A 13624-nucleotide genomic window follows, 5' to 3' on the forward strand; every position below is an offset into this window, starting at 1 on the left:
GGCACCGGCCGCCGGCTCAGCTGTCGAAGCCGAGGCCCAGCCGGTCCATCGTGCGCAGCCACAGATTGCGGCGTCCGCCGTGGGCGTCCGCCCTGGCCAGGGACCACTTGGTGAGGGCGATGCCGGTCCAGGCGAACGGCTCCGGCGGGAACGGCAGCGGCTTCCTGCGCACCATCTCCAGCTCCGTGCGTTCGGTCCGTTCCCCCGCCAGCAGGTCCAGCATCACCTCGGCGCCGAAGCGGGTGGCGCCGACGCCGAGTCCGGTGTAACCCGCCGCGTACGCCACCCTCCCCGCGTACGCCGTGCCGAAGAACGCCGAGAAGCGGGAGCAGGTGTCGATCGCACCGCCCCAGGCGTGGGTGAAGCGGACGCCCTCCAGCTGCGGGAAGCAGGTGAAGAAGTGCCCGGCGAGCTTGGCGTAGGTCTCCGGCCGGTCGTCGTACTCGGCACGCACCCGGCCGCCGTAGGGGTAGACCGCGTCGTAACCGCCCCACAGGATCCGGTTGTCGGCGGACAGCCGGAAGTAGTGGAACTGGTTGGCGCTGTCCCCGAGCCCCTGCCGGTTCTTCCAGCCGACCGACGCCAGCTGGTCGGCGGTGAGCGGCTCGGTCATCAGGGCGTAGTCGTAGACCGGGACGGTGTAGGAGCGGACCCGTCTGACCAGGTTCGGGAAGACGTTGGTGCCGAGCGCGACCGTGCGGGCGCGGATCCGCCCGTACGGGGTGCGTACGGACATGCCGGCGCCGTACGGCTTCAGGGTGAGGGCGGGGGTGTGCTCGTACACGCGCACCCCGAGTTCGCGGCAGGCCCGCTTCAGTCCCCAGGCCAGCCTGGCCGGGTGGAGCATCGCCACGCCCCGGCGGTCGTACAGGCCCGCCCGGAAGGTCGGGGAGTCCACCTGTTCCCGTACGGCCTCGGTGTCCAGGTACTCGATGCCGTCGGCGAGGCCCTGGGCCCGGATCTCCTCGTACCAGTCCTTGAGTTCCCACGCCTGGTACGGCTCGGTGGCGACGTCGATCTCGCCGGTGCGTTCGAAGTCGCAGTCGATGGAGTGGCGGGCGACCGTCTCCTCGATGGCGTCGAGGTTGCGGGCGCCCAGGTCCTCCAGCTTGGGGATCTCGTCCGGCCAGCGGGCCAGTCCGTTGGGCAGGCCGTGGGTGAGGGAGGCGGCGCAGAACCCGCCGTTGCGGCCGGAGGCGGCCCAGCCCACCTCACGGCCCTCCACCAGCACGACGTCCCGGGAGGGGTCGCGCTCCTTGGCGATCAGCGCGGTCCACAGCCCGCTGTAGCCGCCGCCGACGACCAGCAGGTCGCAGGTCTCGGCGCCGGTGAGGGCGGGCTCGGGTCCCGGCCTGCCGGGGTCGTCCAGCCAGTAGGAGACCGGCCGGGCCTCGGAAAGGGATTTCGTCCAACGGCTCATGGCGCTCGGGGCCATGATTTCAACTCCCTACGGGGGACTGCGGATGCGTTTCTATGCCTTCTGCCGGTTGCGGCGGTTGCCGACGGCCATGGAGACCAGCACCAGCAGAACGGCGATGACGAACATGGCCGTACCGATGACATTGATCTGCACGGGAGTTCCGCGCTGCGCGGAGCCCCAGACGAACATCGGGAAGGTGACGGTCGAGCCGGCGTTGAAATTGGTGATGATGAAATCGTCGAAGGAGAGCGCGAAGGCGAGCAGCGCGCCCGCCGCGATGCCGGGGGCGGCGATCGGCAGGGTGACCCGGACGAACGTCTGGACCGGGCCGGCGTACAGGTCCTGCGCGGCCTGCTCCAGCCTCGGGTCCATCGACATCACGCGCGCCTTCACGGCGACCACGACGAAGCTGAGGCAGAACATGATGTGGGCGATCAGGATCGTCCAGAAGCCCAGCCGAGCACCCATGTTGAGGAACAGGGTGAGCAGCGAGGCGGCCATGACCACCTCGGGCATCGCCATCGGCAGGAAGATCAGCGAGTTCACGGCACCGCGGGCGCGGAAGCGGTAGCGGGCCAGCGCGAAGGCGATCATCGTGCCGAGCAGGGTGGCGCCGAGCGTCGCCCACAGGGCGAGCTGGAGGCTGAGCGACAGCGAGGCGCACAGTCCGGAGACGCCGCAGGGATCCTTCCACGCCTCCGTGGAGAACTCCTGCCACGTGTAATTGAAACGCCCCTTCGGATTGTTGAAGGAGAACACGGTGACGACGACGTTCGGCAGGAGGAGATACGCGAGTGTCAGCAGTCCCGCGATGACGACGAGATTGCGCTTGAGCCAATTGACGAAGGTCATTTAAACCAGATCCTCCGTGCCGGACTTGCGGATGTAGAGCGTGACGATGACGAGGATCGCGGCCATCAGGAGGAACGAGAGCGCCGCGGCCGTCGGATAGTCGAGAATCCGCAGGAATTGCGACTGGATGACATTGCCGACCATGCGGGTGTCGGTCGAACCGAGCAGATCCGAGTTGATGTAGTCGCCGGACGCCGGGATGAAGGTCAGCAGCGTGCCGGAGACCACGCCCGGCATCGACAGCGGGAAGGTGACCCTGCGGAAGGTGGTCGACGGCCTGGCGTACAGGTCGTTCGCCGCCTCGTGCAGCCGGGGGTCGATGCGCTCCAGGGAGGTGTAGAGCGGCAGGATCATGAACGGCAGGAAGTTGTACGTCAGACCGCAGACCACCGCGAGCGGGGTGGCGAGCACCCGGTCGCCGGCGGTCCAGCCGAGCCAGGCCGTGACATCCAGGACGTGCAGGGTGTTCAGGGCGTCGACCACCGGGCCGCCGTCGGCGAGGATCGTCTTCCAGGCGAGCGTGCGGATCAGGAAGCTGGTGAAGAACGGCGCGATCACCAGGATCATGATCAGGTTCCGCCAGCGTCCCGCGCGGAAGGCGATCAGATACGCCAGCGGATAGCCGAGCAGCAGGCACAGCACGGTCGCGGAGGCCGCGTAGAGCACCGAGCGCACGAACTGCGGCCAGTAGTCGAACAGCGCGTCCCAGTAGGTGGCGAAGTGCCAGGTGACCTCGTAGCCCTCCTCCAGGGAGCCCGTCTGCACGGACGTGGAGGCCTGGTAGACCACCGGCAGCGCGAAGAACACGAACAGCCACAGCAGACCGGGCAGCAGGAGCAGATACGGCGTCCAGCGGCCCCGCCCGCGCGGTGGTTTCCGCTCTGGCGGGGCGGGCGCCAGGGGTGGCGCCTCGGTGACCGTCGTCATCGGGCGACCTCTTCCCCGACCGTCTCGACACCCGCGTCGACGTCCTGGGCGGCGTCCAGTCCGAAGGTGTGCGCCGGGTTCCAGTGCAGGACCACCTCGGCGCCGGGCACCAGCCGGGTGTCGCGGTCGACGTTCTGGACGTAGACCTCGAAGCCGGCGCAGACCGGGCTGTCGACGACGAACTGCGTGGAGACGCCGATGAAGCTGGATTCGGCGATCCGGCCGGTGATCCGGTTGCGGCCCTCGGATATCTCGCCGGCGTCGTCGGCGTGGGTGAGGGAGATCTTCTCCGGGCGCACCCCGACCAGCACCTTGCCGCCGGTCGTCGCGGGGGCGCTGGTGCGGGCCCCGGGCAGCACCAGCTTGCCGCCGCCGGCCTTGAGGACGATCTCGTCGCCGGACTTCGAGTCGACCTCGGCCTCGATGAAGTTGGAGGTGCCGAGGAAGTTGGCGACGAAGGTGGTGCGCGGGTTCTCGTAGAGGTCGGCGGGCGAGCCGAGCTGTTCGACGCGGCCCGCGTTCATCACGGCGACCGTGTCGGCCATGGTCATGGCCTCCTCCTGGTCGTGCGTGACGTGCACGAAGGTGATGCCGACCTCGGTCTGGATGCGCTTGAGCTCCAGCTGCATCTGGCGGCGCAGCTTCAGGTCGAGGGCGCCGAGCGGCTCGTCCAGGAGCAGTACTTTGGGGTGGTTGATCAGCGCGCGGGCCACCGCGACGCGCTGCTGCTGGCCGCCGGAGAGCTGGTGCGGCCTCTTGCGGGCCTGCTCGCCGAGCTGGACCAGTTCCAGCATCTCGTCGACCTGCTTCCTCACGCTCTTGATGCCGCGCCGGCGCAGACCGAAGGCGACGTTCTCGAAGATGTCGAGGTGCGGGAAGAGGGCGTAGGACTGGAAGACCGTGTTCACCGGCCGCTTGTAGGGCGGCAGCGCGGTGACGTCCTGGTCGCCGAGGTGGACGGTGCCGCTCGTGGGCTCCTCCAGGCCGGCGATCATCCGCAGGGTGGTGGTCTTGCCGCAGCCGGACGCGCCGAGCAGGGCGAAGAAGGAGCCCTGCGGGACGGTCAGGTCGAGGGGGTGTACGGCGGTGAAGGAGCCGTACGTCTTGCCGATGCCGGTGAGGCGGACGTCCCCGCCGCCGTGGCCGGCCGTGGTGGTGTCTTCGGTCGTCTTCATCTCGTCACGCCCCAGTGAGCTTCGCGAACTTCTCTTCGAATTCCGTCTCTTCCTCGGCGCTCAGGGAGCGGAAGGCACGGGACTTGGCCTGCATGGCCTGGTCGGGGAGGATCAGCGGGTTGTTCGCCGCGTCCTCGTCGATCTTCGCGAGGTCGTCCTTCACCCCGTCGACCGGACAGACGAAGTTGATGTAGGCGGCGAGCTGAGCGGCCGGCTGCGGCTCGAAGTAGTAGTCGATCAGCCGCTCGGCGTTCGTCTTGTGCCGGGCCTTGTTGGGGATCAGCATGTTGTCGCTGGACGTCATGTAGCCGCTGTCCGGGATCAGGAACTCGATGTCCGGGTTGTCCGCCTTCAGCTGGACGACGTCACCGGCCCACGCGAGACACGCGGCGAAGTCGCCCTTGGTGAGGTCGGCGGTGTAGTCGTTGCCGGTGAAGCGGCGGACCTGCCCCTTGTCGACGGCCCTCTGCAGCCGGGCGATCGCCGCGTCGTAGTCGTCGGCGGCGAACTCCGCCGGGTCCTTGTCCATGTCGAGCAGCGTCATGCCGACGGTGTCCCGCATCTCGGTGAGCAGCCCGACGCGGCCCTTGAGCTTCGGGTTGTCCAGCAGGTCCGACAGGGTCCGCACCTCGACGCCGTCGAGCGCCTTCTTGTTGTAGGCGATGACCGTGGATATGCCCTGCCAGGGGTAGGAGTAGGCGCGGCCCGGGTCCCAGTCGGGGTTGCGGAACTGGGCGGACAGGTTGGTGAAGGCGTTCGGGAGGTTGGCCGGGTCCAGTTTCTGGACCCAGCCGAGGCGGATCAGGCGGGCGGCCAGCCAGTCGGTGAGGACGATGATGTCGCGGCCGGTGTCCTGGCCCGCGGCGAGCTGCGGCTTGATCTTGCCGAAGAACTCGGTGTTGTCGTTGATGTCCTCGGTGTACGCGACCTTGATGCCGGTGCGCTCGGTGAACGCGTCCAGCGTGGGGTGTGCGCGCCCGCTGTCGTCGACGTCCATGTACTCGGTCCAGTTGGAGAAGTTGACGGTCTTCTCCTTCTTCGAGTGGTCCTCCGCCGGGACGCCGCCCCGGGTGCTGCCGGCCGCGGGGATGCCGCAGCCGCTCAGCGCGCCGAGTCCGCCGGCCGCGAGCGCGCCGCCCGCGGAGGCGCGCAGCAGGGAACGGCGGGACAGGACCGTCCTGCCGGTGCGGAAGCTGCGCCGCACGGCGGCCGCCTGGGCCGGTGAGAGGCGGTCGGGCTGGTACTGCTCCATGCGCGTGGTGCCCTTTCGGGAGGGTGGCCGCGGGTCGGGCGGCCTGGCTGCTATCGGTCCCCGAAGACGGTGCGGTGCCAGTCCTTGCGGACCACCGCGGTGTTGTCGAACATGACGTGCTTGAGCTGCGTGTACTCCTCGAACGAGTAGGTGGACATGTCCTTGCCGGAGCCGGACGCCCCGAAGCCGCCGTGCGGCATCTCGCTGATGATCGGGATGTGGTCGTTGATCCACACGCACCCGGCCTTGATCTCGCGGGTGGCGCGGCCCGTGCGGTAGACGTCCCGGCTCCAGGCGGAGGCGGCGAGCCCGTACGGGGTGTCGTTGGCCAGCGCGATGCCCTCGTCGTCGGTGTCGAAGGGCAGGACGACCAGCACCGGACCGAAGATCTCGGACTGCACGACCTCGCTGTCCTGCGCCGCGTCGGCGATGAGCGTGGGGCGATAGTACGCGCCGTCCTTCAGGTCCCCCTGAGGGGCCTCGCCGCCGGTCACCACGCGCGCGTGGGCGCGCGCCCGGTCGACGAATCCGGCCACCCGGTCACGCTGGACGTGCGAGACCATCGGGCCGAGGTCGGTGCCGGGGGCGAAGGGGTCGCCGAGCCGGACGGTCTCCATCAGGGCGGCGGTGCGCTCGACGAACGCCTCGTGGAGCGGGCGCTGCACATACGCGCGGGTGGCGGCCGTGCAGTCCTGCCCGGTGTTGATGAGTGCGCCCGCGACCGCGCCGTGGACGGCGGCGTCGAGGTCGGCGTCGTCGAAGACGACGAAGGGGGCCTTGCCGCCGAGCTCCAGGTGGAGGCGCTTGACGGTGGCGGTGGCGATCCGGGCGACCCGCTTGCCGACGGCGGTGGAACCGGTGAAGGAGACCATGGCCACGTCGGGGTGGCCGACCAGGTGCTCGCCCGCCTCCGCGCCGGTGCCGGTGACGATGTTGATCACCCCGTCCGGGATGCCCGCGTCGGTGGCGGCCTGCGCGAAGAGCAGCGAGGTCAGCGGGGTGAGCTCGGCGGGCTTGAGGGCGACGGTGTTGCCCGCGGCGATCGCCGGGAGGATTTTCCAGGCGGCCATCTGGAGCGGGTAGTTCCAGGGGGCGACGGAGCCCACGACACCGATCGGCTCGCGGCGGACGTAGGAGGTGTGGTCGCCGGAGTACTCGCCGGCCGACTGGCCCGCCAGGTGGCGGGCGGCACCGGCGAAGAAGGCGATGTTGTCGATCGTGCCCGGGACGTCGAACCCGCGGCTCAGCTTCAGGGGCTTGCCGCACTGCAGCGACTCCGCGCGGGCGAAGTCCTCCGCGCGGTCGGCGACGACGGCGGCGAACCGGTGCAGGGCGTCGGACCGCTCGCCGGGAGTGGCGCCGGCCCACGCCGGGAACGCCTCCCGCGCGGCGGCGACGGCCGCGTCGACGTCGTCGGGGCCGGCGAGTTCGTACCTGTACACCTCGGCGCCGGTGGCCGGGTCGACGACCGCGTGGGTCCGGCCCGAGGTGCCCTTCGTCAGGCGGCCCGCGATGAACTGCGCGCCGTCCGCGAACCGGTCCTGGGCGGGAAACCGTTCCGGGGTGGTGGTGCCCGGGTTGTGCATGTCGCTCTCCTCCGTGTCCCCGAGGGGGCGGCGTGGCTCCAGCTCGATTTGAGTGCCGATCCTGACAGAGCGGTGGGACTCCAACAAGTGATTCCGTTGTTGCCTTTTGGTTACGCGACGAAATCTGTCGACCGGGTGTCGAGTGGCCACGGAAAAGGCAGGACGGGGTGTCGGTGGTTGCTGCCAGACTCGCGTGCATGGAGAGGATCACGGGGGCGACGGACTCGCGGGAGACGCTGATCGAGGCGGCCCGCGCCGGGGCGAGGATCAAGTACCTGCACTTCTGGGGGCACCGGCCGCTGCCCGACGGCCGGATCGGGGCGAGCTGTCTGAGCCAGTGGTGGCCGTCGCCGTTCACGGTGGACGGCGTGGAGTACGCGACCGCCGAGCACTGGATGATGGCGGCCAAGGCCCGGCTGTTCGGTGACCCGGAGGGGGAGCGGCGGGTGCTGGCCGCGGGGCATCCCGCGCAGGCGAAGAAGGCCGGGCGGCTGGTGCGGGGCTTCGACGAGGGGACGTGGCTCCGGGAGCGGTTCGGCATCGTCGTCGAGGGCAGCGTGCACAAGTTCGCGGCCCACGACGACCTGCGGGGTTTCCTGCTGGGCACGGGCGAGCGCGTGCTGGTCGAGGCGAGCCCGGTGGACCGGGTGTGGGGCATCGGCCTCGCGGCCGGCGACGAGGGGGCGAGCGACCCGGAGCGCTGGCGGGGCCCGAACCTGCTGGGATTCGCGCTGATGGAGGCCCGGCGACGACTGCGCACCGGCTGACCGGGAGCCTTCGCGCACGGCGGAGGGCCGGCTGAACGGGAGCTCCCGCACACGGGGGAGGGCCGGTCCGTTCGGACCGGCCCTCCGCAGGACGGGCGTTCAGGACGCGGCGCCGATGCCTCCCATGACACTGGCGAACAGCAGGATGCCGAGCAGCGGCAGGATCACCGTGGCCACGATGCCGCAGATGAGCCCGGCGGTCGCCGAGCCCTTGTTGGTGGCCTCGCCCCGGTTCGCCTTCCCCCGGCCGACGGCGCCGAAGACGATCGCCAGGATGCCCAGGATCACGCCGAAGATCCACAGGAAGAAGGTGAGGCTGCAGACCAGGCCGATGATGCCCAGCACCAGTCCGGTGGTCCCCATGCCGTTGCTCGGCTGCACGGGCATCGCGTAGCCGGGCGTCTGCGGATAGGGCGCGGGGGGCATGCCCTGCGGAGCGGGACCCGACGGGTAGCCGTAGGACGGGCCGGACTGCGGATAGCCGTAACCGGGGCCCGGCTGCTGCGGGGGCTGGGACGGCGGCCCGAACCCACCGGGTGCGGGATTGAAGCCGGACATGAAAACGCTCTCTCCTCCGTTGGAACCGACCCCGGCATCATAGGGACCGCGCGGCTGCCCGAAGGGCGGATTCCAAGGGCTCGGGCCTCTTTCGGAGCGGCACCCCGAAAAGGTCCACGCCCGGTGCGAAGGGGCCCGGCACCGGTGGAAACCAGTGCCGGGCCCCTTCATCGCGCCGGCCGCCTCCGGACCCTCAACCGGAGAAGCCGACGTGCGCGAGCCGCAGCGGGCCGCGCAGTCGCAGGCGCACGTCGTGCACACCGTCGACGACGGCGAAGGACGCGCGGAGCGTGGTGTAGTCGTACGGGCCGGAGGTGGGCGCTCCCGGCGACAGCTCGGCGAGCACCGGCCCGCCGTCGAGCGAGACCTCGGCCGTGCCCTCGCCGGACACCGCCACGGTCACCTCCGTCGCCCCGCCGCCGAAGTCGCAACGCCGGAAGAGGAGTTCGCCGTCCTTCCCGGCCGCGGCGGTGACCGAGTCGCCCACCGCCTTCGTCCGGTCGACGATCTCGACGCCGCTCTGCTCGTCGAAGCCGGCGGCGTCCAGGCCGCGCTCGAGGACGGGGCGCGGGGCGGTCGGCTCGCCGTCCAGGGTGACCGTGGCCCGGGCGCGCACGTCCGCGCTGGAGGCCCCGGCCAGCAGCTCGTACGCCCCCGGCTCCACCCGCCACCGGCCCACCGCCACGTCCCAGAACGCGAAGGCGGACAGCGGCAGGACGAAGGACAGCCCGGCCGACTCCCCGGGCGCCAGCGTCACCCTCCGGTGCGCCAGCAGCTCGCGGCGCGGACGCGGGACCGAGGGGGCCACGGCCCGGGTGTAGAGCTGGGGCACCTCGTCGGCGGTGACGTCGCCGGTGTTGGTGACGGTGAAGGAGACCCGCACCGCCGACTCGTCGACGTCCGCGGTCAGTTCCCCGTAGGAGAAGCCCGCGTACGACAGGCCGTGTCCGAAGGGGAACAGCGGCGTGCCCTCGAAGTACAGGTAGGTCTGCCGGCTGCCGATCACGTCGTAGTCGAGGAGGTCCGGCAGATCGGCGTCGTCGGCGTACCAGGTCTGCGGCAGCCGGCCGGCGGGGGAGACGTCGCCGGCGAGCACCCGGGCCAGCGCGGTGCCGGCGGCCTGTCCGCCGTGCGCGGTCCACAGCAGCGCCGGGAGGTCCGCCGTGTCCACCGCGTACGGGTAGGCGGAGGTCAGCACCAGCACCGTGTTCGGGTTGGCGGCGCGGGCCGCGCGCAGCAGCCGCTCCTGCTGGGCGGGCAGCCGCAGCGTCGTACGGTCCTCGGTCTCGCGCCCGTTGATGTGCGGATCGTTGCCGGCGACCACCACGACCACGTCGGCACCGGCCGCGGCACGCGTGACCGCGTCCTCCCCGCGCTCGACGACGACCAGTTCGAAGACCTCGGGGTCCTCCTCGGCAACCTTCACGCCGTCGGCGGCGACCCGCACATGGCGTCCTGTCCCCAGATGCCGGAGGAGGTGACCGTCCCCGTGCGGTTCCAGCCGGAACGTCTCCTGCACGACCCAGCCGCCCGGCTGGTCGGCGGAGGCGCGCACGTACCCGTCCTCGGCGACCGAGAGGTAGCGGCCGTCGGGCGCCCGCAGGGTGAGCACGCCCTCGCCCCAGTCGGCCAGGGCGAGCTCGGTGCCGTCCGCTCCGGTGGTGAGCGGCGGCAGGTCGGTGCGGCCCGCGAGCAGCGCCGGGTCGAGGGCGCCCTCGGCGCCGCGCGCCGCCTCGGGGGCCTCGGGGGCCGGCGGGACGTGCAGGAACGTACCGGCGGAGGTCTTCAGCAGCACTCGGTCCACGCCCTCGGCGAACTCCACGCGCTCGGCGCCGAAGCGCTCGTGGAGGCCCTCCAGCGGGGTGACGCGGTGGATGAGGCTGCCGCTGTACCAGTCGAGCTTGCACTCGTCGGCGAGCAGCCCGACGACCGCGACCCGGGCGTCCGGGGCGAGCGGCAGCGGGCCGTCGTTCTTCAGCAGGACGATCGCCTGCTCGGCGGCCTCCTGGGCGAGCGCCCGGTGCTCGGGGGTGTCGAAGGGCTGCTCCCCGGCGTACGGGTCCGCGCCCGGGTCGAACTCGCCGAGCCGGAACCGCACCGAGAGCTGACGCCGTACGGCCGTGTCGACGTCGGCCTCCGTCAGCAGGCCCCGCTCCAGCGCGCCCCTGATACGTCCGATGATCGTCGAGCTGTCGGTGCCGTGGTCGGTGAAGCTGTCGACCCCGGCCCGCAGGGCCGCCGCGGTGGCCTCCTCGTGGGTGTCGAAGTAGTGCTCGGAGTCGACCAGGTTGGACGGCGCCCCGGCGTCCGAGCAGACCAGCAGGTCCTCTTCGGTCCAGGCGCGCAGGTGCTCGCTCAGGTACGGCGACACGTGGTTCGGACGGCCGTTGACCAGGTTGTACGCCGGCATCACGCCGGCCACCGTGCCCGCCTCGACGGTCTCCCGGAAGGCGCGCAGGTCGTACTCGTGGAGCACGCGCGGGCGGACGGAGCTGGAGGTGGTGTCGCGCTCCGTCTCGTTGTTGTGCGCCAGCCAGTGCTTGAGGACGGGGGCCGTGCGCCAGTAGGCCGGGTGGTCGCCGCGCAGGCCCTGGGTGTAGGCGGTGGCGATCGCCGAGGTGAGCTTCGGGTCCTCCGAGTAGCCCTCCTCGTTGCGGCCCCACAGGGGGTGGCGCAGCAGGTTGACGGTCGGTGCCCAGACGTTGAGGCCGACGCGGTCGTCACGGGTGCGCATCGCGCGGACCTCCCGGGACACCGCCTCGCCCACCCGGCGCACCAGCTCCTGGTTCCAGGTGGCGCCCAGGCCGACGGCCTGCGGGAACACCGTCGCCGGACCCATCCAGGCGACACCGTGCAGGGCCTCCTGTCCGGTGCGGAAGGCGGCGACGTCCAGGCGCTCGACGGCCGGCGCGAACTGGTGCAGAAATCCGATCTTCTCGTCGAGGGTGAGCCGCGACAGGAGGTCGTCGATGCGCTTCGCGAACGGCAGGGTCGTATCGCGGAAAGGCGGCGTAGGCGGCGTTTGTGCGGTCACGTGGGGTTCCCCTCGGGATGGAGCGACGAGGCGCTTTCGAAGCGCTTCGATGCTCATTCGGGGTGGGGGTGGGTGTCAAGGGATCCGAGCGGAACGGATCGGACGCCTCGGGGAAGATCCATGGGCATGATGCCTGCATCGCGATCGCGCATACATCCGAGGAATCTTCGATGTCACCCTTGTGTGCCCCCAGGTGTTCACTTAACCTCGCAGCAACATCGAAGCGCTTCGACTGCGAGGCCCGCCTTTCCGGCGCACCTTCCGCCGAACCACCGCTTCGGCTCAGCCAGTTCCACTGAAGACACCGCAGCCGACGGCCACCGCCGGGTGTCCTGGTGCGCCATGAAGGGTTGACGCAATGACGCCGAACGCCGCCCCCACCTCCTCCGGACCGAGCCGGAGAAGCTTCCTCGCCTCCACGGCGGTCGCCACCGCAGCGGTGGCCGGAGGAATGCCGCTGCTCGCCGCGTGCGGGGGATCCGACGGAGGTTCGCGGGACGGCACCACGTCGGGCAAGGACGCCAAGAAGATCCTCCCGGCGTACGTGGCGAGCAACGTGGTCACGCCCGACATCCCCAGCAGGAACGGTTCCGCGGTCGGCTTCACCAGCAAGCTCGACCTGGCGGGCCTGAAGACGTCGGTGCCGAAGAAGCTCGGCAAGGGCGGCAAGGTCACCGTCATGTCGCCGTTCTGGGGCTCCCCGCCCAAGGGCGGCAACGCCTACTACAGGTCGATGAACGACCTCATCGGTGTCGACGTGGTCTGGCAGAACCAGGACGGCAACACCTACGACCAGAAGCTCGGCGCCGTCCTCGCCTCCAGCGAGGTGCCCGACGTGGTGGTCGTGCCCGGCTGGAACATGACGGGCAAGATCCCCAGCGCCATCATCAGCAAGTTCGCCGACCTCGGCCCGTACCTGTCCGGCGACGCCGTCAAGGACTACCCGAACCTCGCGGCGATCCCCACCGACGCCTGGCAGCGGTCCATCTTCGGCGGCAAGCTGCGCGGCCTGCCCATGCCGTCCTCGTACGTGTCCGGCATCGTGCCGTTGTACCGCCAGGACATCTTCGAGAAGGAGGGCTACGAAGTCCCCCGCTCGTGCGACGAGTTCATGGAACTGGCCAAGGACGCCACCAACGCCAAGGCCAAGCGCTGGGCCTGCCTGGACATGAAGTGGACCGCCTTCAACGCCTTCGGTGTGCTCTCCGGCAACGAGAAGTCGCTCGGCTGGAACCTGGTCGACGGCAAGCTGGTCTACCGCATCGAGACCGAGGAGTACCTCGAGGCCCTGGAGTGGACGCGCAAGCTGTTCGCCGCCGGCGTGGTGCATCCCGATGCCGAGCTGGGCAAGAGCAACGCCAGCGACCCCGGGCCCAAGTTCGCCGCCGGTGAATTCCTGATCTACAACCAGGACATGTCGCAGTGGTGGAGCCGCACCGCGGAACAGGCCACTCAGAACCCCGAGTTCAAGATCTGGGGCATGGACTTCTTCGGGCACGACGGCGGCGACCCCACGCTGTGGGCGCAGAACCCGGCGAGCATCTTCGCCTTCGTCAACAAGAAGGCGTCCGAGTCCGTGATCCGTGACGTGCTGGCCGTCGCCAACGTCACCGCCGCGCCGTACGGCACCAAGGAGTACATGGCCACCAACTACGGCGTGGAGGGCACCCACTACACCGTCAAGGACGGTGTGCCCACCAAGACCGACCAGGGCAACGTCGACGTGATGAACGCCTACGTGATGATCGCGAGCCCCGCCGCGACCATCGCCCACCCCGACTTCCCCGAGGTCGCCAAGGGCCAGGTGGAGTGGCAGCAGCGGATGGGCGCCTTCACCAAGAAGCCGTCCTTCTACGGCATGCAGATCACCGAGCCCTCCCGCTACACCAACCTCTCCAACGACTTCGAGCAGCTGGAGGACGACGTCATCCGCGGCCGCAAGAAGATCAGCGACGTGCAGCAGGCCGTCTCCGACTGGAAGAGCAAGGGCGGGGACGATCTCCGCGACTGGTACAAGAAGATCCTCGACGAGAACGGCTCGGCGGCCGGCTGA

General features: G+C 70.3%; 10 protein-coding genes. 2 read left to right on the forward strand and 8 right to left on the reverse strand.

Annotated features, from left to right (window positions below):
• Window positions 1-16: 16 nt before the first annotated feature.
• Genes AB0A94_RS05335 through AB0A94_RS05360 form a run of 6 tightly spaced genes read right to left on the reverse strand, consistent with a single transcriptional unit; the run spans window position 17 to window position 7212 of the window.
• The gene (locus AB0A94_RS05335) at window positions 17-1435 is read right to left on the reverse strand and encodes an FAD-dependent oxidoreductase (protein WP_361739113.1); all 1419 of its coding nucleotides are present in this window, start codon (window positions 1433-1435) and stop codon (window positions 17-19) included.
• Between the two features lie 36 nt (window positions 1436-1471).
• Window positions 1472-2272: an ABC transporter permease subunit gene (locus AB0A94_RS05340; protein ID WP_361739116.1), complete on the reverse strand. Its 801-nt coding sequence runs from the start codon at window positions 2270-2272 to the stop codon at window positions 1472-1474.
• Window positions 2273-3199, reverse strand: coding sequence for an ABC transporter permease (locus AB0A94_RS05345; RefSeq protein ID WP_361739119.1), 927 nt, complete (start codon window positions 3197-3199; stop codon window positions 2273-2275).
• A complete protein-coding gene (locus AB0A94_RS05350) occupies window positions 3196-4374 on the reverse strand; it encodes an ABC transporter ATP-binding protein (RefSeq protein WP_361739122.1) in 1179 nt (392 codons plus the stop codon). Before AB0A94_RS05350 ends, AB0A94_RS05345 begins: the two co-directional genes overlap by 4 nt.
• Before the next feature lie 4 nt (window positions 4375-4378).
• Entirely contained in the window at window positions 4379-5626 is a 1248-nt protein-coding gene (locus AB0A94_RS05355; protein WP_361739124.1) for a spermidine/putrescine ABC transporter substrate-binding protein, read from the reverse strand.
• A gap of 50 nt (window positions 5627-5676) precedes the next feature.
• On the reverse strand, window positions 5677-7212 hold the full coding sequence (locus AB0A94_RS05360; protein WP_361739127.1) for a gamma-aminobutyraldehyde dehydrogenase: 1536 nt from the start codon (window positions 7210-7212) through the stop codon (window positions 5677-5679).
• A gap of 197 nt (window positions 7213-7409) precedes the next feature.
• Between AB0A94_RS05360 and AB0A94_RS05365 the strand changes: the two genes are divergently transcribed.
• Entirely contained in the window at window positions 7410-7979 is a 570-nt protein-coding gene (locus AB0A94_RS05365; protein WP_361739130.1) for an NADAR family protein, read from the forward strand.
• 99 nt (window positions 7980-8078) lie between these two features.
• On the opposite strand, the gene AB0A94_RS05370 is transcribed toward AB0A94_RS05365, so the two are convergent.
• Window positions 8079-8537 carry a DUF4190 domain-containing protein gene (locus tag AB0A94_RS05370; RefSeq protein WP_361739133.1) on the reverse strand — a complete coding sequence of 153 codons (459 nt, stop codon included), beginning with the start codon at window positions 8535-8537 and terminating at the stop codon, window positions 8079-8081.
• A gap of 193 nt (window positions 8538-8730) precedes the next feature.
• Window positions 8731-11571 (reverse strand): glycoside hydrolase family 3 C-terminal domain-containing protein, encoded by a 2841-nt coding sequence (locus tag AB0A94_RS05375; protein WP_361739136.1) that lies wholly within the window; start codon window positions 11569-11571, stop codon window positions 8731-8733.
• A gap of 358 nt (window positions 11572-11929) precedes the next feature.
• Here AB0A94_RS05375 and AB0A94_RS05380 point away from each other — a divergent pair, with 358 nt between their 5' ends.
• A complete protein-coding gene (locus AB0A94_RS05380) occupies window positions 11930-13624 on the forward strand; it encodes an extracellular solute-binding protein (RefSeq protein ID WP_361739139.1) in 1695 nt (564 codons plus the stop codon).

The sequence above is a fragment of the Streptomyces sp. NPDC044984 genome, assembly GCF_040646935.1.
In the GTDB taxonomy this organism is placed as follows: domain Bacteria; phylum Actinomycetota; class Actinomycetes; order Streptomycetales; family Streptomycetaceae; genus Streptomyces.